The sequence below is a fragment of the Lentilactobacillus hilgardii genome (assembly GCF_009832765.1).
Lineage (GTDB): Bacteria > Bacillota > Bacilli > Lactobacillales > Lactobacillaceae > Lentilactobacillus > Lentilactobacillus hilgardii.
Genome location: NZ_CP047121.1, coordinates 1,564,350 through 1,586,893, shown reverse-complemented (window position 1 = coordinate 1,586,893; position 22,544 = coordinate 1,564,350). Strand labels below are relative to the sequence as shown.

Sequence of the window (22,544 nt, the reverse complement as noted above, 5' to 3'; positions counted from 1 at the left end):
AGGTTTCATTTCAAACCGCCTACAAGTATGTTATCAAATTTTATAACTGGTTAACAATAATTTGACCTTTTTTGACCAATTATTTTTGAGCATACAATTTAGCGATTTCAATAATAACATCCGTCGCTTTTTCCATCGTCTGCTCAGAAACATATTCAAAACGACCATGCATATTTTCACCGCCGGCAAAGATATTTGGAGTTGGTAATCCCATATAGGAAATCTTTGAGCCGTCGGTACCACCACGAACAGGGAAAATGTGTGGTTTAACATCAACATTTTTCATAGCCTGTTCAGCGACTTCGATAACCGTCGGATCTTTGGAAATAATTTCACCCATATTGTAATACTGATCTTTTATCTCAACGCTAATTCGCTTTTCACTGAATTCTTTGTTCATCTGATCAGCAATGCCTTCAAATAACCTTTTACGAGCCTCAAAACGGTCCCGATCATGGTCTCGAATGATATAAGCCATGTTGGTATGATCAACGCTTCCTTGAAAATCATAGATATGATAGAATCCCTGTCGTTCAACGGTCTTTTCGGGACGATCATATTCCGGTAATGCTGCGTGAAAGTCCATTCCTACTTGAATTGCATTAACCATGACACCCTTAGCTTCGGCCGGATGAACATCGGTCCCCTTGATTGAAACAGTTGCTTCGGCAGCGTTAAAGGTTTCGTAGTTTAGGTTACCCAATGGGCCGCCATCAACCGTATAAGCAAAATCAGCGCCGAAATCATTCACATCAAAATGATCTGCCCCGGTTCCGATTTCCTCATCCGGACCAAAAGCAACTTTAATTGTGCCGTGTTTAATTTCAGGGTTCGACTGCAAATAAGCGATTGACGAAATGATTTCCGCAACTCCGGCTTTGTCATCAGCACCTAATAGCGTTGAACCGTCAGTTGTAATTAATGTATCACCCTTGTACTTTTTCAAACTTGGAAAAACCTTGGGATCCAGTTTAAATTCTCCGTCCTTATCAAGCGGGATAATCGATTGACCATCATAGTTCTCAATAATTTGCGGATCAATGTTTTCGGAATTAAAATCTGCCGTATCAATATGTGAAATAAAACCGACTGTAGGAACTTTTTTATCAAGATTTGAAGGCAATGTCGCAAAGACATATGCACTTTGTTCGTTGGTGTGTACATCGGTTAGGCCCATATCTGATAATAGGTCCTTTAACATATTCAAGAATGCTGTTTCACGTTTCGAAGACGGAATGGTTCTGGATTTGGGGTTTGAGCGACTATTAATCTTCACAAACTTCAAAAAATTTGAAATCAATTCTGGATATTTTGCCATTTTTAATTCTCCTCATGTAGTCATGTCTTTACAGGAAAGTAAACGGGTCTGTATTGATTTGAGATTCGATCACCGAAAGACCCCAATTGTTTTCTTGAGACCACTTGTTAACCATTTTTGCTAATTTAGGGATACAGATACTTTCAATATGATGTCCGGGATCAATAACCGGCATATCCGAAGCCAGCATGTCATGTCCCGTATGGTAATAAACATCTCCCGTAATGTAAGCATCTGCCCCTGCTTTTTGTGCAGTCTTATAAAACTTACCACCGTCGCCACCCAGTACCGCTACAGTTTTAATTGTCCGATACAAGTCGTTTGCAATCACTCGAAGGCCAGAAATATGAAAAACAGATTTACACCGTTTGGCGAATGATTCAAGTCGCATCGGCTCAGGTAACTCGCCAACCCGACCCATTGTATATTGGTGCTTTTTGTCCTCTAAGCGAATAATATTGTAAAGCGGTTGTTGAAGTGGGTGAACATCGTGTAATGTTTTTAAGACTCTGTTCAAATTCTTTTCAGGAACTTCAAATTCCAATCTGGAATCCTCTAATTCTGTTGGTTCACCAGCCATGCCGATTGTTGGATCTGCCCCTGGTTGCGGTACATAGTATACTGTTCCATCCATTTCATAAGTGTATCCGGTATATTGACCGTCATTAATTTCCGCCCCAGCATCAACCAAAGACATTCTGACTGCCGTAGCGTATACCTTGGGAACTGTAACCGTTAATCGGAATACGGATTCTGCATATCCTGGAACCAGTCCCCTTACATTTGTCAGGCTCAGTTCATCTGCCAACCAATCATTCATGCCGCCATCAGCAGTATCTAAGTTGGTGTGAGCAGCATAAACAGTGATCCCGTGGGCAATAATTTTCGCATACATTGCATTTTGAGGATCTGAATAATCTAAATTTCTAGCTGGGTGAAACATAACCGGATGATGTGCAAAAATAAAATCAACGTCATTTTCAATTGCCTCATCTACAACTTCCGGCCGGACATCCAGCGTTGTCATAACCTTATGGACATCCTGGTCTAGGGAACCAATTTGTAACCCGATCGGATCTTTTGGCATTGCAAGCTTTTTGGGCGCAAATGCTTCAAACTTTTGAACTAACTCTCTACCTTTCACTATCAATCACCTCATCAATTTCTTGAATCTGTTGCTCGATTTTTTTCATCTTGGGCTTGTCTTCATGAACTGCCCGTTTCATATTTGAAATAACCCGTTGCAGTTGTTGACGTTCTTCCTGCCATTTTGAAATAAAGATTGGTGATTTCTCGATTAATAAGTAAGGGCCAAACTTGAGTTGCTTAGCTGAATAACCCACTGGTTGCGCCGATTTGACTGCGGTGATAATTTCGTAAATATGATGGTCTTCTTCTAAGATTTGCTCGGTCTTAATAAAATACTGATGATTCATTAACCAGGTTCGAACAATGTTTTCACCTACATTCGGTTGAAGAATCAGTTTCTCTTGACCCGTTAACTTGTCCTGACCATTTTCCAAAATTTGGCTGATTAAAATACCACCCATTCCGGCAATTGTAATGGCGTTAATTTGATCATCGGCTTCAATAGCGGCTAATCCATCTGCCAACCTGGGGTGCAGGATGTCCAGCAAGCCCTCTTTGGAAATTTCATTGATCGCATTTGAAAGCGGCCCTTTGGCCACTTCTCCGACAACGCCATAATTAATTGTTTTATTCTTGGCAAGATGAATCGGTAGATAAGCATGGTCTGATCCAATATCAGCCAACCGGCTACCTGGTTCGACATGCTCACTAATTGTTTCTAAACGTTTGGAAAGATGCGTGCCGTTCATGTATTTCTCCTTAATTCGTTAATACCTTTATTATAATTTATTCATCTACAAAAAAACAGCCGGTACAAAATCAAAATTGATTTTTATACCGACTGTTTGAGAAATTAGGATTTTATTCCAAAAAATCTTTTAATTGTTTACTACGAGATGGGTGCCGAAGCTTTCTTAAAGCCTTGGCTTCAATTTGACGAATCCGCTCACGCGTAACGCCAAATACCTTTCCAACCTCTTCCAAAGTCCTGGTACGACCATCATCCAAACCAAAACGTAAGCGCAGAACATTTTCCTCACGATCAGTCAACGTATCCAGAACACTCTCAAGTTGTTCTTTCAATAATTCATAAGCTGCGTGATCTGCAGGTGACGTTGCATCTTGATCTTCAATAAAATCACCTAGATGAGAATCGTCCTCTTCTCCGATTGGTGTTTCAAGAGAAACCGGTTCCTGAGCAATCTTTAAGATTTCTCGAACCTTTTCAGTTGGCATATCCATTTCAGCACCAATTTCTTCGGGAAGCGGCTCACGCCCAAGATCTTGGAGTAATTGACGTTGAATTCGAATCAATTTGTTGATCGTTTCGACCATGTGGACAGGAATTCGAATGGTTCGTGCCTGATCGGCAATCGCACGGGTAATCGCTTGACGAATCCACCATGTCGCATAAGTTGAGAATTTGAATCCTTTACGGTAATCAAATTTTTCAACCGCCTTCATCAAGCCCATATTACCTTCCTGAATTAAATCAAGAAATTGCATACCACGACCGACGTAACGCTTGGCAATTGAAACAACCAATCGTAAGTTGGCTTCTGCAAGTTCCTGCTTGGCTTCTTCATCGCCGGATTCAATTCGTTTGGCAAGATTGATTTCTTCATCAGCACTTAAAAGTGATACTCTTCCGATTTCCTTTAAATACATCCTAACAGGATCGTTAATTTTGACACCTGTTGGAGCAGAAACATCAGAGAGTTCTTTTTTTGTTACTTTTTTTGCTGCATCAATGGCTCTTGGATCTGGATCACCGTTATCATCGACAACACTAATTCCGGAATCTTCGATGTTTTCGAGTAACTCTTCCATTTCTTTTTTATCCAAAGAAAATGGTTCTTCGATTTTCTTCTGGAGTTCATCGTAGGTGATGTGACCGATCGGTTTATTGTCCTTTACAATCTGATCAAATACCTTCTTATAAGGCTTTTGTGTTTTCTTAGCTGCAGCGGCCTTTGTCTTAGTAGTCGCTTTTTTAACAACCTTTGCATTATTTGTTTTTTTGTTAGCCATCAAAATGCCTCCCGAAGTTATACTTGTTCCTTAGTTCTCTTTTGCTGCTCAAGTTTTAATAAGTCAACCATCAATTGGCGTTGCTTATCAACATCCCCAATTTTTGATGCTTGTCTCAGTTCTGCTTGTTTCTTTTTAATTTTTGTTTCTACCGGCGCCCGATTCATAATAACATCCAAATCATTGTCAATTTCCATTGGAGACGGCTCCTCTGGTAAATTCATCATGTCAATATCAATCAATAGGCTTTGCAATGAATCCTCAGTAATTAAATTACTAAATGTTGCGACATTATACTGGTCAAACTTGGAAAAGTATCCTTCCGCCAATAAATACAACATCTGGTACTGTTCATCAACAAATGAGAATCCCGAAATACCACTGACCTTTACCCATACATCATGATTATGCAGCATCCTGTTAAGAAGCTGCATTTGCGCAACCGTTACTTTATCCCTTTTTTGAGGAGATTGATTAACAGGCTGACCAGCCGGAATCTGATGATTGGCTCGCTTAGTAACAGTTTTTCGAATAAGCGGTTGGAGCTGCTGTTTTAAAACCTGTTTGTCAATTGAAAAAGAGTCAGCCAAACGGTTAAGATACAAGTCCCGGGAAATGCCGGAACTAATTGTACTAATCAATTTCAATGCTTCTGAAATATAGGCTGCTTGTCCTTCCTCGGTTTTAAGATTAGCTTCCTGTTTAAGGTAATTCAAATCAAAATCAACGGGTGATTGAGCATGTTGTAATAAGGTTTGAAATTTATCAGCACCCCGGTTTCGAATGAACTCATCCGGATCCATCCCATCAGGAATTGAAACGACTTTCAGATCCAATTGATGATCAGTTTGCTTAAACGCATCAATTGCGCGTTTGATTGCTTTTTGTCCCGGAGCATCTCCATCATAACAGACAATCACTTCACGTGTAATACGTTGAATATCATATATCTGTTGCTCGGTTAGACTGGTACCCATTGAAGCAATGCCAGACTTGATACCGCCCTGGTATGCAGAAATAACATCCATAAACCCTTCAAACAACAAAGCGGGTTGTTTACTGCGAATGTTTGGCCGAGCCAAATCCAGATTGAACAGTATTTTTCGTTTATTGAACAATTCTGTTTCCGGACTGTTTAAATACTTTGGCATATCTGAATCTTTAGCCAACAGCCGCCCTGAAAAAGCAACGGTTTGACCAGTTGCGTTACGAATGGGATACATCACGCGATCAACAAACCGATCACGTAACTTCCCATCCTGAGTCTCGGAAAAAAGTCCGGACTTTCTTAACAACTGGTAATCGGCCTGACGCTCATCAAAAAATGGTTTTAACAATCGCTGCTGAGGTGCATAACCAAGTTGATAAAGATCAATTGTCTCATCGTTGACGCCCCGATGATGTAAATAATCAAGAGCAGATTTCCCCATCTTGGTATTAATCAAAATGTGGTGATACAGCTTGACGGCCTGTTCGTGCAATTCAATCAGCTGTTTTTGCTCGGAAGTTTCCCGACTAGCCGGTGCAGCATCCGTAAAATATTTGGAATCAACATCCAAATGTTCCATTTCAGCTACTTTTTTGACCGCTTCGGGAAAAGACAGGTTTTCAATTTCCATCATGAATTTGAAAACATTTCCACCCCGACCACAACTAAAACAATGAAATATTTGCTTGTCTTCAGAAACGGAAAAAGACGGTGTTCGCTCTTCATGAAACGGGCAAAGACCAAAAAGGTTCTTCCCTGACTGTTTAAGTTGAACATATTGTGATACCACGTCAACAATATTAACCTGGGATCTAACCTGTTCAATCACGTCTTCTGGGATCTTCAATAGTTATCCGCCTCCCATCTCTAAAACCGGCGTTAATACCTGCAAAAAGTCGCACCAAAATAGTGCGACTCATCTGCTGGCGATACATAGTTTATACTAGCATAGTTAAAAAGTTTGTACAAACAAATGCACTTGAACATTCTAAGCAAAACTAACCCTTAACAACCAGTTTATCCAGATCACCCAAATGCAAAATCAAGTGTGACAAAAGCGTTAACTGCCGTAAATGATTATCCCTTAGTTTTTCGTCTTTATCCATTACCATTGTCGCATCAAAGTATGCATTAATTGCGTCCTTCAATCCGGAAAGCCGATCAAAGTCTTCTTTAGCCGAAATTTCATAATAACCCTCAGCGGCAGAAGCAACCTTTTGATTCAGTACCTTTTCGGATTCGTTTTCGAACAACGAACCATCAACAACAAGATCGTTGTCCTTGAAGTGTCCTTTCTTAGAGATTCGAAGAACTCGGGTCAGGGATTCGATAATTGACTTAAAGGCATCATCATCCTTTTGCTCCTGAAGAACTTGACCACTTGAAATGTTAAACAAGATATCAGTTTGCGAACCCGAAGTAACGGCGTCCGAGATATCATATCGAATACCGAGATCATCAAGATACTGCTTAATTCGATCTTTAATAAAATCACTGACTGCAGTAATTTGACCAGCTTGGTCAAGCTTGGGTGCAACCTGCTTTTTGTCTTGCAAGTTAATAATTGCCTTCAATGTATCAATTAAATCAAAATTCCAGTTTTTATCAGCAACAATTCTAACAATCCCCGTAGCCTGACGGCGTAATGCGTATGGGTCATTTGAACCGCTTGGGATCATGCCGGCTGCAAAGAAAGTTAAAATACTATCAAGCTTATCTGAAACAGCCAAAAGTGCGCCAACATTTGATGCTGGAAGTGCACCGTTTGCCGAAATAGGCATATAGTGTTCTGAAATTGCTTTGGCTACTGCAGGTGCTTCACCATTTAACAAGGCATATTTCTCACCCATCACACCTTGTAGTTCGGCAAATTCTCCAACCATTCCGGTAACCAAATCAAACTTATAAATTTCAGCAGCCCGTTGTTCATCCTCGAGTTCCTTATCTGAAAAACCAAACTGTTTACCAAGGTAATTAGAAATGACCTGAACTCGTTGCATCTTTTCAAACATAGTAGAAATTTTATCGTGGAAACTAACTTTCTTAAGCCGTTCAACATCTTCAGCAATGGTCTTCTTTTGATCTTCTTCGTAAAAGAACATGGCATCTTCAAGTCTGGCAGTTAAGACCTTTTCATTTCCGGCAATCACATTTTGAATATCATAATCATTTCCGTTTCGAACGGAAATGAAGTGTGGCAACAAGGTGCCATCCCCATTAGTAACGTAGAAAAATCGTTGATGGTCTTTCATCGACGTAATCAAAACTTCATCGGGGATCTTCAGGTATTTATCGTTAAATTTACCAGCAAAGGCTGTTGGCCATTCAACCAGATTATTAACCTCTTCCAGTAAATCGGGATCAAGGTTGATTTGCCAATCATTATCTTCGGCTATTTTATGAATTTGTTTAACAATTAATTCTTTTCGTTTCTTAGCGTCTGCAATGACGAATTGCTGGGTTAACTTTTCCTCGTATTCATCAGCATTGGCCAATTCGACGTCTTTGCCCAAAAAACGATGGCCGGATGTTACCCGATCAGTTGAAACATCAAGAATACTGAAGGGAATTACTTTGTCATTTAATAACGCAACCAACCATTTAATTGGCCGAACGTATTCAAATGAATAGTTGGCCCACTTCATCATGGTTGGGAAGGTCATAGCCGTGATGACATCTTTCATTCCGGTTAGAACTTCATCAACGGACTTGCCGGCGATGTGCTTTTCAACAAACACATAGTCGGTTCCCTTAACTTCTTTAAAAGTAATATCGTCAGTGGTGGCACCCTGTCCTCTGGAAAATCCGATAGCAGCCTTTGTCCAGTTGCCATCCGTATCTTGAGCAATCTTCTTAGCGGGTCCCTTAACGGACTTATCAATATCGGGTTGCTTGTCGGCTAAGCCGGTAATGTACAATGTTAACCTTCGAGGCGTACTAAATGTTTTGATTTGATCGAATGTGATTCGTTGGTCTTTTAAATAATCACTGGCCCGTTTTTTTAGTTGATTGATACTGGGCGTGACAACATGAGCCGGAATTTCTTCGAGCCCGATTTCAAGTAAGAAATTATTAGCCATTATTTTTCCTCCCCTTCATCATCCTTAAGCAGCTCCTGACGTTTCTTTTCGTCCTTGATCAATGGGAATCCAAGACGTTTTCGTGCGGCCACAAACTCTTTAGCAACGCCGCGTGCCAAGTTTCGAATTCTTGAGAGATATCCTGCCCGCTCAGTTACTGAAACCGCACCACGTGCATCCAACAGGTTAAATGTATGGCTGCATTTCAAAATATAGTCGTATGCGGGATGAACCAAATCCAGTTTCAAAAGGCGTTTAGCTTCCCGTTCATAATCATTGAACAAGTTCAGCAACATTTCCTGATCGCTTTCTTCAAAACTGTACTTTGAATGTTCGTACTCGGGTTCTTTAAAAATATCACCATACAGGACATCATCGGACCATTCAAGATCAAAAACCGAATTCACATTTTGAATGTAAGACGACAATCGTTCCAAACCATAGGTGATTTCAGAAGCAACCGGGTTCATTTCCAGGCCACCCACGATTTGGAAGTAGGTAAATTGGGTAATTTCCATACCATCAAGCCAAACTTCCCAACCAACACCGGCACAACCCATTGATGGGTTTTCCCAATTGTCTTCAACAAACCGGATATCATGTTCCAAAGGATCAATACCCAGTTCTTTTAAACTATTAAGATATAAATCCTGAATATTCTCAGGAGAAGGTTTCATAATTACTTGAAATTGATGATGTTGATAGAGACGATTCGGATTTTCTCCATAACGACCGTCTGCCGGTCTTCTGGAAGGCTCCACGTAAGCCGCATTCCAAGGTTCTGGGCCAATTGCCCGTAAGAAAGTATAGGGACTCATTGTTCCGGCACCCTTCTCAGTGTCATAAGCCTGCATCAGCATACAACCCTGCGCTGCCCAATACTGCTGCAGCCGCAGAATGATTTCTTGAACCGATAACTTTTCAGTCATTTAAATTCCTCCTAATTTTTCACGCAAAAAGTCCCTATGTTCAGTGACGGTTACAATTTGCCACTTAAACATAGGGACGATGGTCTCGCGGTTCCACCCTACTTCTGGTTTAACACCAGCACTTAATTCATTCGGCTCAAAAAGTGCCTTTTAGTCATCAATTTCTAGCCGGCTTACACTATCCCAGCCTCGTTGAAAAAAATGAATGCCTAATTTCTTTTCTCATCACCGAAAATATTTAACTCAAAATAATCTTAGTTGACATATTCTAGAATGTCAACGATGGATCGACTCAAATTTTGAATTTACCGAGTTGGTCAATAAATCGTTTGCTTTTCGGCACGACACCAACTGAATTCGTATAAATTTGGTCAATCACCTTTCGAAGCGATTTCTTTGTTTTATCACTCATTTGAATCGTTTTAAGCTTGGTTAAATCAACAATTGAGAATAACCTGAGAAAATAAATCGTTCTCTGATCAAGGTGTAACCTGTATGGATCCTTATCAAAATGGTTCTGGCAAAGCAAGCCGCCATATGCTTCAGAATAATCAAAAGGTAGGTCTCGCCGATGACAAATGGCGCAATCAACCCAATCAGGTTCAACACCAAAAGCCGATAATAATTGAATTTCAAAAATATTAGTAATGATTTCTTCGTCGAAACCATCATCAATTAAACTTAAGCCGATCATTAATTGATCGTACCATTTTGGAATGGCAATGCTATCCTGAAAAGCCAGATCAATCAAAGACATAATGTAAGTTGCGTAGGCGTTCTTGGTAATATCGGCGGTAATGCCTTGAAAATGGTCAATTCTTTTATAATTGTTAATGTAACTCAGGCCGTCATCTTTAAGATCACCAAAGTAAGCGCCATAGGTAAACGGTAAAATTGCAGCCCGCATTCGAAACTTTGGTCGTTTGGCACCGTGAACCAAAAACATCTTTTTCCCGAATTCTCTTGTCAAAAATTTGATAAGTAAATCTCGTTCCCGATAGGCTTTTGTATAAAGTAAAATACCGTGAAACTCAGCAGGTTTTGCTTTGACCAAGAAATTCACCTCTCTTGAAAAAAGATCTTAGCTGAAGATGACAGATCTTCAATGTTTATTAAAAAAACGCAGCCCATTATCAACTAATCATGCTTAATCTTAATAGTTGCCCTTTTTATAACCATAGGAATTTAGTAGATTTGCTTTATCACGCCAATGCGCTTCAACTTTAACCCATAATTCCAAATAAACTTTGTTACCCATCATGTTTTCAATATCTTTTCGAGCCAGGGTGCCAATTTTTTTTAGCATAGAACCACCCTTACCGATAACAATCCCCTTTTGACCGTCACGTTCAACAATAATTGTTGCCTGAATGTGTAATACCTCATCCTGTTTTTTTATACTCTCAATATAGACCGCCGTTGAATGTGGAATTTCCTGACGTGTCATTTGAAGTACTTTTTCTCGAATCAATTCTGAAATGACAAAACGTTCCGGATGATCGGTAACCTGATCCTTTGGATAATACTGGGGCCCGTTTGGCAATTCCTTAATGAGTGACGTTAACAACTCAGGAACATTGTTGCCTTGTAAGGCTGAAATTGGGAAGACCTCTTTAAAAGATAAGGCGTTTTTATATTGTTCAATAATTGCCATAACATCATCAGGTGTTATCTCATCAATTTTATTAATCAATAAGTAAATAGGTTTATGAACATCTTTTAATCTGTCGATAATAAAATTATCACCGGCACCGCGCCGTTCAGTCGCATTAACCATAAAGAGAACTGCATCAACTTCTTTTAAAGCCGATAGTGCAGAATCCATCATAAAATCCCCAAGCTTGTTTTGAGGTTTATGAATACCCGGTGTATCGATGAATACAACCTGTGCCTCATCAGTTGTATAGACACCCTGAATCTTATTTCGAGTCGTTTGAGCTTTATCACTCATAATTGCGATTTTTTGCCCGACTACTCGATTTAAAAAAGTTGACTTACCGACGTTTGGTCGACCAACAATGGCCACAAAGCCGGAACGATAATTTGGATTATCCATTTTCTACCTCACTTATTTTAATAATTCGACGAACTTTGGAATGAAGATCAGTGCTCCGATGATCATTGCGAAAACAGCGGACAAAAGAACGCCTCCAGCTGCAATATCCTTAGCACGTTTTGCCATTAGGTCAAAATGATGACCAACGATTAAGTCAACAACGTTTTCCACGATTGAATTCAAGACTTCCGATCCGATAACTGAGAAAAATGCAGCAAACAGCCACAACCAATCATAGATTGCAATCCTCATTAAAAGACCGATACAAAGGACAACCACCGTGATAATTAAATCAAAGCGGAAATTACGTTCCTCCAAAATCAGTTTTTTAATGCCTTCCAGTGCATGACCAACGGACTGAAAAAAGTGCTTATTCTTTTCTATCTGACGCTTATCTTTTAAGACCATAGGCATTTAAAATCTCTTTTTGCAACGGAAACATGATGTCTGCATCCGCTTTCTCCATGTGATCGTAACCGTTCAAATGAAGGAAACCGTGCACAACCAAGAACCCGAGTTCTCTTTGAAATGAATGACCTAAATAGTCCGCTTGTTCTGCAACTTTATCGACCGATACGAAGATGTCACCAATATTTTCAGGGATTGATTCCTGCATATCTTCATCCATCACGATTGGAAAGTCATCATCTTCGGCCTCATCCTCAATTGCAAAGCTGATAACATCTGTTGCCCGATCAACACCCCGGTACTCACGATTAATCTTGTGAATCTCATCATTGTTGACAAGTGTGACCGACATCTCAGTATTATCTGCTAAATGAATATATGAGCCGGCAAAATTTAAAACATCCCGAATCATTTTTTCATCTTTTTCAGAGATGCCCTTTTCAGTTTTATCGTAAATTTCTAAATCCATGACTAATAATCCTCATTCAATAATTATTGACCGTTTTTTTCGTAAGCCGTAATGATTTTAGCAACTACAGGATGACGAACAACATCCTTTGCACTGAATGTCACAAATTCAATTTGATCGATTCCCTTTAGAATTGCCTGAGCCCGGACCAGCCCACTGGCCGCATGTTTAGGTAAATCAATTTGTGAAATATCACCATTAACAATCATCTTTGACCCAAAGCCCAAACGGGTTAAGAACATTTTCATCTGCATATTCGTTGTGTTTTGTGCTTCATCCAGGATCACAAATGAATTATCAAGTGTACGGCCTCTCATGTAGGCCAGAGGCGCTATCTCGATCACGCCTCTATCCATTAACCGTTCAGTGTGCTCAGCGCCTAAGATCGCATGTAGGGCATCATAAATCGGACGCAAATATGGATCAACCTTTTCTTTAAGGTCTCCAGGCAGAAAGCCAAGGCTCTCGCCGGCTTCAACCGCCGGTCTTGTCAATACAATTTTATCAACCGTCCCTTTTTTAAGTGCAGCAATTGCCATGACAACCGCCAAGTACGTTTTACCGGTACCGGCGGGGCCGACACCAAAAACAACGTCATGATGCGAAATAGCCTGAATGTACTGCCGCTGACCAAATGTTTTGACCCGGACGGCCTTACCTTTGGCGTCCTTAATCAAGACTTGATTGTATAAATCCTGAAAATATTCTAACGTCCCGTTTTGAGACATATTAATCGCACTGATAAAATCACTGCTGTTGATATTGATTCCCTTTTGGACCAATGTAAGGATATTATCCAAAATGTTTAATGTTGTGCCGACCGACTGTTCATCACCGCTGACACGTAGTGAGTTGCCGAACACATTAATCGAAACACCCATACCCTCTTCGAGAATCGTTATAAACTCGTTTTGAGTTCCAACGAGTTGTAACAGCTGATTAGGATCAGACACGACAAGTTCTTTTGTAATCTGTTGAGTTTCAGCCAATTAATTAGCTCCTTTTTAATATTAATATTAATCAGATACTATCACAAAATAAAGGTTAACCAAAGCGATTGGAATGTTGTTGAACCAATTCTTGGCGCTAATTTAATAATCAATGATTTTTTAACTTTGAAGCTGTTTTTTGACAAGTTTGTTAATGATGCTGCCATCGGCTTTTCCTTTGACCTTTGGCATAATAGCACCCATAACCTTACCGAAGTCAGCCATAGATTCAGCGTGTAACTGTTCAATTGTTTGATTCACAATTGCTTCAACCTCGTCTTCTGATAGCTGTTTTGGTGCGTACTCTTCGGCAATTTTAAGTTTAGCGCTCTGATCTTTGACCAAATCATCACGATTAGCCTTTTGAAATTCTTCGAGTGATTCTTTTTGCTGTTTGATTTCTTTCATCACAACTGAACTGATTTGCTCATCAGTCAATTTTTGATTACCGTTATCAACTTCGGCATTCATGATTTGAGACTTCAATCCTCGAATCACACCCAATCTAACTTTGTCTCGTGCCTTCATGGCATCTTTTAAATCTGAATTCAACTGATCATAAACACTCATCTGTTAAACCTCTTTTCAATGTATGTCTAAATTTTAACATAAAAAAGACCAGAGACTAATGAAACATTAGCTCCGATCTTCAAAAGTGATGTCATATTAAAAACGACGTTTCTTTTTATTGTTCCGCTTACGTGCTGCTTCGGACTTTAATTTACGTTTTACACTTGGTTTTTCATAAAATTCCCGTTTACGATATTCTTGCAGTGTACCGCTTTTAGAAACTGTACGTTTAAAGCGTCGAAGAGCATCATCAAGAGACTCGTTTTTACGAACGACTGTCTTTGCCATATGAAATTCCCTCCCTCCGAGCTTAAATGTAACTGTTTAAAAGCACACATTTACTTTGTACTAAAACGGTTCGCATTAAATTATACATATTAATCGAAATATCGTCAATGATTTAAGTTAAAAACAATGCTTCATGTTAAAATTTATTTGGAGTTTCTTTTAGAGTCGAAAAAAATTGATGGGAGAAATCTATATGAAAACGCAAAATATCTTTATTATTTCTGACTCAAGTGGTGCTACTGCTCAAACTTTAGCGCAAACCGCCGCTTCACAATTTCCAAATATCAAAGCAGAAATCAGGCGGTTTCCTTTTATTCAAACCGAATCAATTTTAAAGGGTATTTTGAATTTAGCTTTAACAAAAAAAGCCATGATCTTCCACACACTGGTCAGCATCGAGTTGAGCCAAATGGTTGTTACTTTCTGTAAAGAACATGGGATCTATGATTTTGATTGTATCCAAACGCCAATGAAGTTGCTATCAGAGGCAACCGGAGAGGAACCTGCACACGTTCCAGGCTTAATTCATGATTTAAACGAGAATTATTTTGAACGTATTTCTGCAATCGAATTTGCAGTTGAAAACGATGATGGGAAAAACGCCAAAGGGCTTTTGGAAGCCGACATTGTGTTACTAGGCGTTTCACGAACATCTAAAACACCGCTTTCACTATATCTAGCCAATCAAAACCAGCGTGTCGCAAATCTACCGATTGGCCCCGATCTACACATTCCGGATGAATTAAATCATGTGAAGAAAGACCGGATCTTCGGCCTGCTAAATACACCCGAAAAATTAAGCAGAATTCGGAAACAGCGAATGATCTCTTATGGATTAAGTGCGGACACACCTTACTCAGATACTAAAAACATCAAAATCGAACTGGATTTCGCTAAAAAATTATATAAAAAGATTGGCTGCCTGGTCATCAATGTTGCCAACAAATCTATTGAGGAAACCGCAACTATTATTTTGGAAAGCTTAAATTTAGATACAACAACATTTGAAGATTAGTGACTATCAAAGACCGCTTAGCATAATAGGTCCGACTTTTGAAAATTCAAAAGTCTTAAAAATGAAAAGGGTTCTGTAAAATCAACGTAAACTTTATTGATTTTACAGAACCCTTTTCGGGATTTGATAAGGCGTGGCTTTTGATTGCCAACCATCTTTATTTAGAATCAAATCTAATCTCACATTAAAAAGGTTTTCCCGCTTTCATATCTTCGATGATGTTGGGATTAAACACTTGCTTTCTTAACATACTGACCTCATAGCCATGCGGATTATATTTAATACGTTTATTTTCTGGATCTTTTAGAATCGGTGTTTCCATAATTTTGGGAACCGATGCCAGTTGATCATGATGAGCAATATAATTCAGAGCCTTAAACCCGATTGTTCCCAATCCGATAATTTGGTGACGGTCTTTGTGACTGCCACGTTCATTTTTTGAATCGTTTAAATGAATGACTTTTAATCGATCAAGACCAACAATGTGGTCAAATTCATTCAATACGCCGTCAAAATCATTTTTAACATCGTATCCAGCATCATTAGTATGGCAGGTGTCAAAAGTGACAGATAGTTTCTTGTTATTCGAAACCTTACTTATAATTTCCGCCAGTTGCTCAAAAGTAATACCAACTTCCGTTCCCTTACCGGCCATCGTTTCCAAGGCAATTTGAGCGCTTTGATTATCTGTAATCACCTCATTTAGGCCTTTAGCGATTTGGTCGATCGCCTTTTGAGGACCCTCACCGACATGTGCGCCCGGATGTAAAACAATTTGTTTGGCCCCAATCGCTTCGGCACGTGCAATTTCCTGTTGAAGAAATTGCACGCCGAAAGCGAAGTTTTGTGGTTTTAACGTATTTCCAAGATTAATAATGTACGGTGCATGGACAACAACTTCTTTCAAATTATGTTCAGCCATGTACGCTTTTCCAGCCGGTCCATTTAGCTTTTCAATAGGTTTTCGGACCGTATTTTGAGGGGCCCCTGTATAAACCATAAATACATTTTCACCAAATCCGGCAGCTTCCTTTGCGGATCCCAAGAACATATCTTTGCCATTCATACTGACATGTGACCCAATTAAAAATGTTTGATTACTCAATCTTTCGACATTCCCTTCAAAATAATTTCACTCACTTTTTGTGAAGCCGTGCCGTTTTCCCAAGCACAAAATTTTGTATTGAAATCTTCCAAGTTTTTTTCGTAGCCAGTGAAACGTCTGGTTGTATTAAACAATGCCAGCTCACTGTAAAAACGAGTTGCGTCAGTGACCATTGGCCCCGGTAAATTTTGTGGTTGATATTCAAAATAGAAACCGCGTAGCTCATCACGATAATGATCAAGATCATACGGAAAGAATAACATGGACCGCTTTAAATTGGCAAAATCGAACATAACCGATGAATAATCTGTAATCAGCAAATCGGTTATTAAATATAATTGGTTAATGTCTTGTTCTGCACAAATTTTGACTCGGTCTTCAAATCCCGAAATATTAATGTGATCTTTTACTAAATAATGGGGACGAATAATCAACATGGTGTTTGAATCCACAACTTCAAAAAATTTTTTTAAACTAAATGGTAACTCAAATTTATAGACGCCCTGCTTTTGATAGTCGTCATCTCGCCATGTAGGTGCGTACATTATGACATGCTCCGGAGATGTTCCTAATAATTGTTTTTTGAGCAAATCAATCGATTTTAGATTATTTTCATGATACAAGATGTCGTTTCTTGGGTATCCAATATCCAAAAAATGATGATGAAAACCAAAAGCTGATTGAAAAATAGTTTTTGAATAAGCATTGGGGGCAATTAAATAATCCCAACGATCCGCTTCATCAATAAATTGTTGATGATACTGTTGTGTTGTATTACCAGGAATTTCAACATGACTGATATCAACGCCAAGTCGTTTTAATGGTGTCCCGTGCCACGTCTGAATATATGTTGTTCCCTTATTCTTTTTCCACCATTGTGGCATTCTGGAGTTCATTACCCAAAACGACGCTCGGGCACTATACCATACCCAAAGAGGTGTAAATCTTTTCAATAATCGAATTTTCGGATATTCCTGTGACAGTCTACGAAAAGCAGACGGTTTAACACTGAAATAACAACTATTTTTCATATCCGGATTATCTTCAATTACTTTTTTGTATATAGCAAGTGGATTGTCACTAACGTCTTTACCATTAAAACTCTCGAACAACACTAAGCGCTTTTTTACTCGCATACAAATAAACCCATCGTTTATCACGATGAGTATATAGCGAGCTATTAATTTGATAAAAGCAATCAAGTTACTTTTCACAAAGCTCACCCTTCCCAAACTAAATTAAATCAACAAATCTTGATCTGAATTTATAGTGCAAGTGAGATCCAACTAGGAAAAAGAACAAGACGATTCCCCAAAAAACGATATTTAAAGTTGGTTCCTGCCAAAACCACATTGTTCCAAGCATTGAATCACGGAAGCCGGAGACAACGTAGAAAAACGGATTCAGTTGGAGGATGTGGACGAATGGTGCTGGAAACGATGTGGTTTCAAAATTAAATAGAACGCCTGACATGTAAAATAACATTCTCATCAAAGATTGAAGCATAATACGCCAATCACGAACCAATAATGAAATTGTGGAGTTGAAAATACCAAACGCAATCATCCACGCAATCATACAAATGAAATAGTAGATCCACTGGATCCAATAAATAGAAGGATGAACACCATAAAGAAAACTAACCAGGATAGAAAACACTAACATTGTCCAGAAGGAACTTAAGTTACTGACAATTTTAATTGTAGGTAAGATACTAACCGGAAATTTCATCTTAGAAACCATACCTACACGTTGATAAATACTCTTTGATGCATCTAAACTTGCCCGATTCATGAAAAACCAAGGCGTAATCCCGATAACCATCCAAGGCAAATAATCAACACCATGGGTGGTACTGCCATGCTTCAAGCCAATTCCGAAAACCAACCAATAAATACCAATTTGAATAAGCGGGTATAAATATTCCCAAACTAAGCCTAAATAATGGCTTTGATATTCAGCTTTATCTTCATATTGAGAAATCCGAAAAATAATCCCAATGTTTTGAAACTGTTCCTTGATTAACGTGTAAACCTCTTTCAAGTCAATACGCTCCTTACAATGAAGCAACTGAATGTTCAGTTATTTCAAGTTTAATTAATTGCAAAATCATGTTTACCTACTTTAATAAGTTCAGATAACGATCAAGACACCGATGAGTTGCTTGCCCATCATTATAGGTGTTCCAATGCTTATTGAATTGTTCAAAACTTGTTGGTTTTCTTGCCCTTATCTCCCGTTTTAACTCGTCAACTGTTGTAACAGGTTTAGTCGGCAACCAATCAAGAAAATCATCTTGAACACCAGGATCCAAGCGGTAACGTTCCAAATCAAACATGAAGAAAATCAGTGATTTTGCATTTGGCAGTAAGCTAAAATCGAACGCCACGGATGAATAGTCAGTCACTAATGTATCAGCAACTGCTAACAATTCACTAGTAGCCAATTCATGATAAAATTTGATTCTTGGATTACCGATCTGTCTCATTGCATTCTCTCGGTTTCTTAACACCGGATGCAACTTAACTACAACAATCGCGTTTTGATCCGCAGACAAAGCCGCGCCAAGTCCAACCGGTAACTTAAAACTTTTATCAGGACGGTAAGTTGGCGCATATAAAATTACTCGATGCTCCCTGAGTTCCGGAGCAGCACGGTAGATTCTTTCTCTGGCGCTAACCTGCCATTGCTTATCCAAATATTGATCTGATCTGGGATAACCCAGAAGCTGCATTTTTTCAACCGACTCATGGTAACTATGTTGAAAGACATTTCCCATCGCTTCAGAAGCAACAATATACTCATCAAAATGATCATAAACATCTTGAAACCGTTTTTTATCCGACTTACTGCGTTCTTCTGTTGTTGGATCTTCCCATCCGAACTTTTTAATGGCACCATTTGCATGCCAAATTTGGATGATCTTCATTTTCTTAGGATGAACTAAGCCACCCAAGAAAGCGTAGTAATTATCGCAAAAAATTACTCTGGCACCCATCAAGAGTGGGACAAAATCAAAAACAAACTTGATACCATCATTAAATTCATGGGTTTCAATTCCGAATGCAGCAAGCTCGGTTGCGGCCGCTTCGGTTTCTGGACGATATAAAACAATTAGACGGAAACGATTCGGTGTTTTTTGAGCTAACTGCTTAATAAAATCCAAATTATTATCAAAGCTCATTAAGTAAATCACTTTATTGCTTGGTTTCCAAATGTTTAATATTGACAGAAAGCGAATCAACCATAGATAAACTACTTTCAATTTCTTCACCGTTTTTCAGTTTTTAATAAACACACTCGAGTATTATAACATAAACTTTTTGTAGAATTATCTTCTTAAAAAATCTTTAGATTTAGAAAAAAACTAGGGCTTTGGTTCATAAAATCTGCCAAGAATTTTAACAGAATCCGAAATGCTGGCAAATGCGTTAGGGTCCGATTCTAAAAGTGCTTCTTCCAGTTCTCCCATTTCATATCTGGAAATGACTGTGAATAAAATAGTCTTGGCATCATGTTGATAAGCGCCCTCGGCATTATGAACAATTGTAATGCCCCTTCTAAGATGATTTTGAACACTATCAATCACTGTATTGGGACGATTCGTAATAATCATCACCTGCATCCGCTGTTGCTTGGTATAAGTCATGTCCATAACCTTTGCATTCACGATCAATCCAATTACCGAATATAAAGCATAAGGCCAGCCATAAGCAAAACCGGCTGCTACAACAATCAAAGCATTAAAGGCAATATTGATGGACCCAATCGATTTTCCGGTCTTATCCCGAATAACCAACCCCAAAATATCAAGACCACCAGTTGAAATACCATTCTTAAGGGCCGTTCCCGTTCCAAATCCGTTGACCGCCCCACCAAAAATAGCACATATAATTGGATCATGAGTGAGTGGCACTGGTTTAAGTAACTGAATCATAAAACTTGATAAAAATACTGTGATAATTGTAAAAATTGTAAATTCTCGACCTATTCCACGCCAAGCTACAAGGAAAAGTGGAATGTTTAATAAAAATAAGCCCAGACCGGTTGAAACAGTGAACGGAAGGGCCCGTGAGCTAATTGTATTTAGTAATTGGGCTAGTCCGGTAATTCCTGAAGAATAAATATGACCTGGGGTCCAAAAAAAGTTAACAGCAATCGATACCAAGATGCCATAAATAAACGACGTAGATGTTTTCGTGACATACGTATGCCGACGCATTAGCTTTGAAACGTCATCCATAATAAAATCCTTTCATAGTTAATAATCGCAACACAAGTTAATTGTAACGCTAAGTGCAAGCCGACAAAACGGCTACTTCTTTTCTAAATGAAAAACAGGACGTTAGATAAGATCAGTATGTCTTATCTGAGGTCCTGCTTCAATCTTTTATTCAGATTTTATTAAAAAACTATTTTTGTTTATCTTGATTTTCAACAAAGATGCCCAGATCGTCCAATTGTTTGTTTGCAACTGGAGACGGTGCACTTGTTAATGGTTCAACAGCCTTTGAGTTCTTAGGGAAGGCAATGACATCCCGGATGTTTTCGCGATCAGCCAACAGACGAACAAATCGGTCAAGACCAATTGCAAGTCCGCCATGAGGTGGAAAACCATAATCCAAGGCTGTTAGGAAGTAACCAAATTGTGCTTCGGCACTTTCCTTTGTGAAGCCAAGCGCCTTAAACATTCTTTCCTGCAATTTACGTGTATGGATACGAATAGAGCCACCACCAAGTTCAAGACCGTTAAGAATGATGTCATAACTTTGTGCATACGCCTTATGTGGATCTTCATCATCGTTCAATAGATAATGGACATCTTCCTCATTTGGCATGGTAAATGGATGATGGGCTGCCACATAACGCTTCAAGTCAACATCCCAATGGAAGAGTGGCCAGTTAACAATCCATAAGAATGCGAATTTGGATTCATCAATCATGTTTTGCTCCTTGGCAATTTCAACCCGAAGATAAGCAAGCGTATCTGCTACAATCCGACTATTATCGGCGGCAAACAGCAACAGGTCACCGGGCTTAGCCTCAGCCTTATCCAAAATCTTTTGACGAAGGTCAGCGTCTTTAAAGAATTTTGCAATTGGGCCGTTAAAACTATCATCGGTTACTTTAAGCCAAGCAAGGCCCTTCGCACCAAAACGTTCTACATAGCTGGCAAACTGATCCAAATCTTTTCTGGAATATTTGTCTGCTCCGCCAGGAACGGCAATCGCTTTAACCTGGCCACCATTTTCAACGGCTCCGGAAAAGACTTTAAAATCAACATCTTTCATGATATCCGAAAGATCTTTTAATTCCATACCAAACCTAACATCAGGTTGATCAGTTCCGAATCTTGCCATTGATTCATCCCAGTCCATGCGTTTGAATGGTAACTTAACATCTTTACCCATCGCATCTTTCATGACTTTGGCAATGAATCCTTCAGTCACATCCATAATTTCTTCCTGATCTGCAAAGGACATTTCCATGTCAATTTGTGTAAATTCAGGTTGACGGTCTCCACGCAAATCTTCATCCCGATAACAACGGGCAATTTGATAATACTTATCAAACCCGGCCCCCATCAGCATCTGCTTAAATTGTTGTGGTGATTGTGGCAAGGCATAAAATGAACCCGGATAGACTCTTGAAGGAACCAGGTAATCACGTGCGCCTTCTGGTGTCGATTTAGTTAAAGTTGGTGTTTCAATATCAATAAACCCTTCCCCGTCAAAGAAGCTGTGGATGGATTGGATAATCCGGTTTCTCAATAGAATATTATATTGCATTTCTGGACGACGAAGATCCAAATAACGATATTTGAGCTTTAAATCTTCAGAGACATTGATACCATCTTCAATATAAAATGGTGGTGTTTTGGAAACTGCCAAAATTTTGGCATCGGTAATATCGACTTCAATTTTACCGGTCTTCATTTTAGGATTAATTTCCTTGGGAGCTCTGGCAACAACCGTTCCCTTGGCTTCTACAACGTACTCACCTCGAAGTTTGTCAGCAACCGCCAAAGCATCCTTGCCAAATTCCTCGCTAAAGACCAACTGAACAATTCCTTCGCGATCACGTAATTCAATAAAAATCAGACCACCCAGGTCACGACGTTTTTGAACCCATCCTTTTAGGACGACTTCTTTGCCGATCAGTTTGTCATCAACCAAACCAGCATATGTTGTTCTCTTCATTTTCAAAAG

21 protein-coding genes are annotated in these 22,544 nt (G+C 39.2%); 1 reads left to right on the top strand and 20 read right to left on the bottom strand.

Going from position 1 to position 22,544, the window contains the following annotated elements; genetic code table 11:
- Positions 1 to 79 precede the first annotated feature (79 nt).
- The 14 genes from pepT to rpsU form a co-directional block, all read right to left on the bottom strand.
- Entirely contained in the window at positions 80 to 1,318 is a 1,239-nt protein-coding gene (pepT, locus tag GQR93_RS07405; protein ID WP_159298734.1) for a peptidase T, read from the bottom strand.
- A gap of 28 nt (positions 1,319 to 1,346) precedes the next feature.
- Positions 1,347 to 2,462 carry a Nif3-like dinuclear metal center hexameric protein gene (locus GQR93_RS07400; RefSeq protein ID WP_003553897.1) on the bottom strand — a complete coding sequence of 372 codons (1,116 nt, stop codon included), beginning with the start codon at positions 2,460 to 2,462 and terminating at the stop codon, positions 1,347 to 1,349.
- Positions 2,452 to 3,156, bottom strand: a complete 705-nt coding sequence (locus GQR93_RS07395) for a tRNA (adenine(22)-N(1))-methyltransferase (RefSeq protein ID WP_003553894.1) — start codon at positions 3,154 to 3,156, stop codon at positions 2,452 to 2,454. The genes GQR93_RS07400 and GQR93_RS07395 overlap by 11 nt, the downstream gene beginning before the upstream one ends.
- 112 nt (positions 3,157 to 3,268) lie before the next feature.
- Positions 3,269 to 4,438 (bottom strand): RNA polymerase sigma factor RpoD, encoded by a 1,170-nt coding sequence (rpoD, locus tag GQR93_RS07390; RefSeq protein ID WP_003553892.1) that lies wholly within the window; start codon positions 4,436 to 4,438, stop codon positions 3,269 to 3,271.
- Between the two features lie 17 nt (positions 4,439 to 4,455).
- Positions 4,456 to 6,273 carry a DNA primase gene (gene dnaG, locus GQR93_RS07385; RefSeq protein ID WP_003553891.1) on the bottom strand — a complete coding sequence of 606 codons (1,818 nt, stop codon included), beginning with the start codon at positions 6,271 to 6,273 and terminating at the stop codon, positions 4,456 to 4,458.
- A gap of 151 nt (positions 6,274 to 6,424) precedes the next feature.
- A complete protein-coding gene (glyS, locus tag GQR93_RS07380; protein WP_003553890.1) occupies positions 6,425 to 8,506 on the bottom strand; it encodes a glycine--tRNA ligase subunit beta in 2,082 nt (693 codons plus the stop codon).
- Complete coding sequence (gene glyQ / locus GQR93_RS07375) at positions 8,506 to 9,435, bottom strand: glycine--tRNA ligase subunit alpha (RefSeq protein WP_003553888.1); 930 nt, start codon at positions 9,433 to 9,435, stop codon at positions 8,506 to 8,508. Before glyQ ends, glyS begins: the two co-directional genes overlap by 1 nt.
- Before the next feature lie 292 nt (positions 9,436 to 9,727).
- The gene (gene recO / locus GQR93_RS07370; protein ID WP_003553886.1) at positions 9,728 to 10,498 is read right to left on the bottom strand and encodes a DNA repair protein RecO; all 771 of its coding nucleotides are present in this window, start codon (positions 10,496 to 10,498) and stop codon (positions 9,728 to 9,730) included.
- 90 nt (positions 10,499 to 10,588) lie between these two features.
- Complete coding sequence (gene era / locus GQR93_RS07365) at positions 10,589 to 11,491, bottom strand: GTPase Era (protein WP_003553884.1); 903 nt, start codon at positions 11,489 to 11,491, stop codon at positions 10,589 to 10,591.
- A gap of 12 nt (positions 11,492 to 11,503) precedes the next feature.
- Positions 11,504 to 11,899: a diacylglycerol kinase family protein gene (locus GQR93_RS07360; protein WP_003553882.1), complete on the bottom strand. Its 396-nt coding sequence runs from the start codon at positions 11,897 to 11,899 to the stop codon at positions 11,504 to 11,506.
- Positions 11,883 to 12,368: an rRNA maturation RNase YbeY gene (gene ybeY / locus GQR93_RS07355; RefSeq protein ID WP_003553880.1), complete on the bottom strand. Its 486-nt coding sequence runs from the start codon at positions 12,366 to 12,368 to the stop codon at positions 11,883 to 11,885. The genes GQR93_RS07360 and ybeY overlap by 17 nt, the downstream gene beginning before the upstream one ends.
- Positions 12,369 to 12,391: 23 nt before the next feature.
- Positions 12,392 to 13,357, bottom strand: a complete 966-nt coding sequence (locus GQR93_RS07350; RefSeq protein ID WP_003553878.1) for a PhoH family protein — start codon at positions 13,355 to 13,357, stop codon at positions 12,392 to 12,394.
- Between the two features lie 120 nt (positions 13,358 to 13,477).
- Positions 13,478 to 13,927, bottom strand: a complete 450-nt coding sequence (locus tag GQR93_RS07345; RefSeq protein ID WP_003553876.1) for a GatB/YqeY domain-containing protein — start codon at positions 13,925 to 13,927, stop codon at positions 13,478 to 13,480.
- Positions 13,928 to 14,023: 96 nt separating this feature from the next.
- Entirely contained in the window at positions 14,024 to 14,215 is a 192-nt protein-coding gene (gene rpsU, locus GQR93_RS07340) for a 30S ribosomal protein S21 (protein ID WP_003553874.1), read from the bottom strand.
- A gap of 193 nt (positions 14,216 to 14,408) precedes the next feature.
- Here rpsU and GQR93_RS07335 point away from each other — a divergent pair, with 193 nt between their 5' ends.
- Positions 14,409 to 15,230 carry a pyruvate, water dikinase regulatory protein gene (locus tag GQR93_RS07335; RefSeq protein WP_187117457.1) on the top strand — a complete coding sequence of 274 codons (822 nt, stop codon included), beginning with the start codon at positions 14,409 to 14,411 and terminating at the stop codon, positions 15,228 to 15,230.
- Positions 15,231 to 15,414: 184 nt separating this feature from the next.
- On the opposite strand, the gene GQR93_RS07330 is transcribed toward GQR93_RS07335, so the two are convergent.
- The 6 genes from GQR93_RS07330 to aspS form a co-directional block, all read right to left on the bottom strand.
- Positions 15,415 to 16,335: a deoxyribonuclease IV gene (locus tag GQR93_RS07330; RefSeq protein ID WP_080544230.1), complete on the bottom strand. Its 921-nt coding sequence runs from the start codon at positions 16,333 to 16,335 to the stop codon at positions 15,415 to 15,417.
- On the bottom strand, positions 16,332 to 17,549 hold the full coding sequence (locus tag GQR93_RS07325) for a CDP-glycerol glycerophosphotransferase family protein (RefSeq protein WP_003553863.1): 1,218 nt from the start codon (positions 17,547 to 17,549) through the stop codon (positions 16,332 to 16,334). Before GQR93_RS07325 ends, GQR93_RS07330 begins: the two co-directional genes overlap by 4 nt.
- Positions 17,550 to 17,568: 19 nt before the next feature.
- Positions 17,569 to 18,378, bottom strand: a complete 810-nt coding sequence (locus GQR93_RS07320; protein WP_035444753.1) for an ABC transporter permease — start codon at positions 18,376 to 18,378, stop codon at positions 17,569 to 17,571.
- A gap of 76 nt (positions 18,379 to 18,454) precedes the next feature.
- Positions 18,455 to 19,609: a CDP-glycerol glycerophosphotransferase family protein gene (locus tag GQR93_RS07315; protein WP_003553858.1), complete on the bottom strand. Its 1,155-nt coding sequence runs from the start codon at positions 19,607 to 19,609 to the stop codon at positions 18,455 to 18,457.
- A 93-nt stretch (positions 19,610 to 19,702) separates the two neighbouring features.
- Positions 19,703 to 20,578, bottom strand: coding sequence for a YitT family protein (locus GQR93_RS07310; protein ID WP_003553856.1), 876 nt, complete (start codon positions 20,576 to 20,578; stop codon positions 19,703 to 19,705).
- Positions 20,579 to 20,747: 169 nt separating this feature from the next.
- Positions 20,748 to 22,535 carry an aspartate--tRNA ligase gene (aspS, locus tag GQR93_RS07305; RefSeq protein WP_003553854.1) on the bottom strand — a complete coding sequence of 596 codons (1,788 nt, stop codon included), beginning with the start codon at positions 22,533 to 22,535 and terminating at the stop codon, positions 20,748 to 20,750.
- Positions 22,536 to 22,544 lie beyond the last annotated feature (9 nt).

Bases quoted from the DNA above. Each gene is read 5' to 3' on its own strand.
- GQR93_RS07360 (WP_003553882.1), bottom strand. From the start codon at position 11,899: ATGGTCTTAAAAGATAAGCGTCAGATAGAAAAGAATAAGCACTTTTTT.
- glyS (WP_003553890.1), bottom strand. From the start codon at position 8,506: ATGGCTAATAATTTCTTACTTGAAATCGGGCTCGAAGAAATTCCGGCT.
- GQR93_RS07335 (WP_187117457.1), top strand. From the start codon at position 14,409: ATGAAAACGCAAAATATCTTTATTATTTCTGACTCAAGTGGTGCTACT.
- rpoD (WP_003553892.1), bottom strand. From the start codon at position 4,438: ATGGCTAACAAAAAAACAAATAATGCAAAGGTTGTTAAAAAAGCGACT.
- GQR93_RS07310 (WP_003553856.1), bottom strand. From the start codon at position 20,578: ATGGATGACGTTTCAAAGCTAATGCGTCGGCATACGTATGTCACGAAA.
- era (WP_003553884.1), bottom strand. From the start codon at position 11,491: ATGGATAATCCAAATTATCGTTCCGGCTTTGTGGCCATTGTTGGTCGA.
- glyQ (WP_003553888.1), bottom strand. From the start codon at position 9,435: ATGACTGAAAAGTTATCGGTTCAAGAAATCATTCTGCGGCTGCAGCAG.
- pepT (WP_159298734.1), bottom strand. From the start codon at position 1,318: ATGGCAAAATATCCAGAATTGATTTCAAATTTTTTGAAGTTTGTGAAG.
- GQR93_RS07345 (WP_003553876.1), bottom strand. From the start codon at position 13,927: ATGAGTGTTTATGATCAGTTGAATTCAGATTTAAAAGATGCCATGAAG.
- ybeY (WP_003553880.1), bottom strand. From the start codon at position 12,368: ATGGATTTAGAAATTTACGATAAAACTGAAAAGGGCATCTCTGAAAAA.
- aspS (WP_003553854.1), bottom strand. From the start codon at position 22,535: ATGAAGAGAACAACATATGCTGGTTTGGTTGATGACAAACTGATCGGC.
- GQR93_RS07395 (WP_003553894.1), bottom strand. From the start codon at position 3,156: ATGAACGGCACGCATCTTTCCAAACGTTTAGAAACAATTAGTGAGCAT.
- rpsU (WP_003553874.1), bottom strand. From the start codon at position 14,215: ATGGCAAAGACAGTCGTTCGTAAAAACGAGTCTCTTGATGATGCTCTT.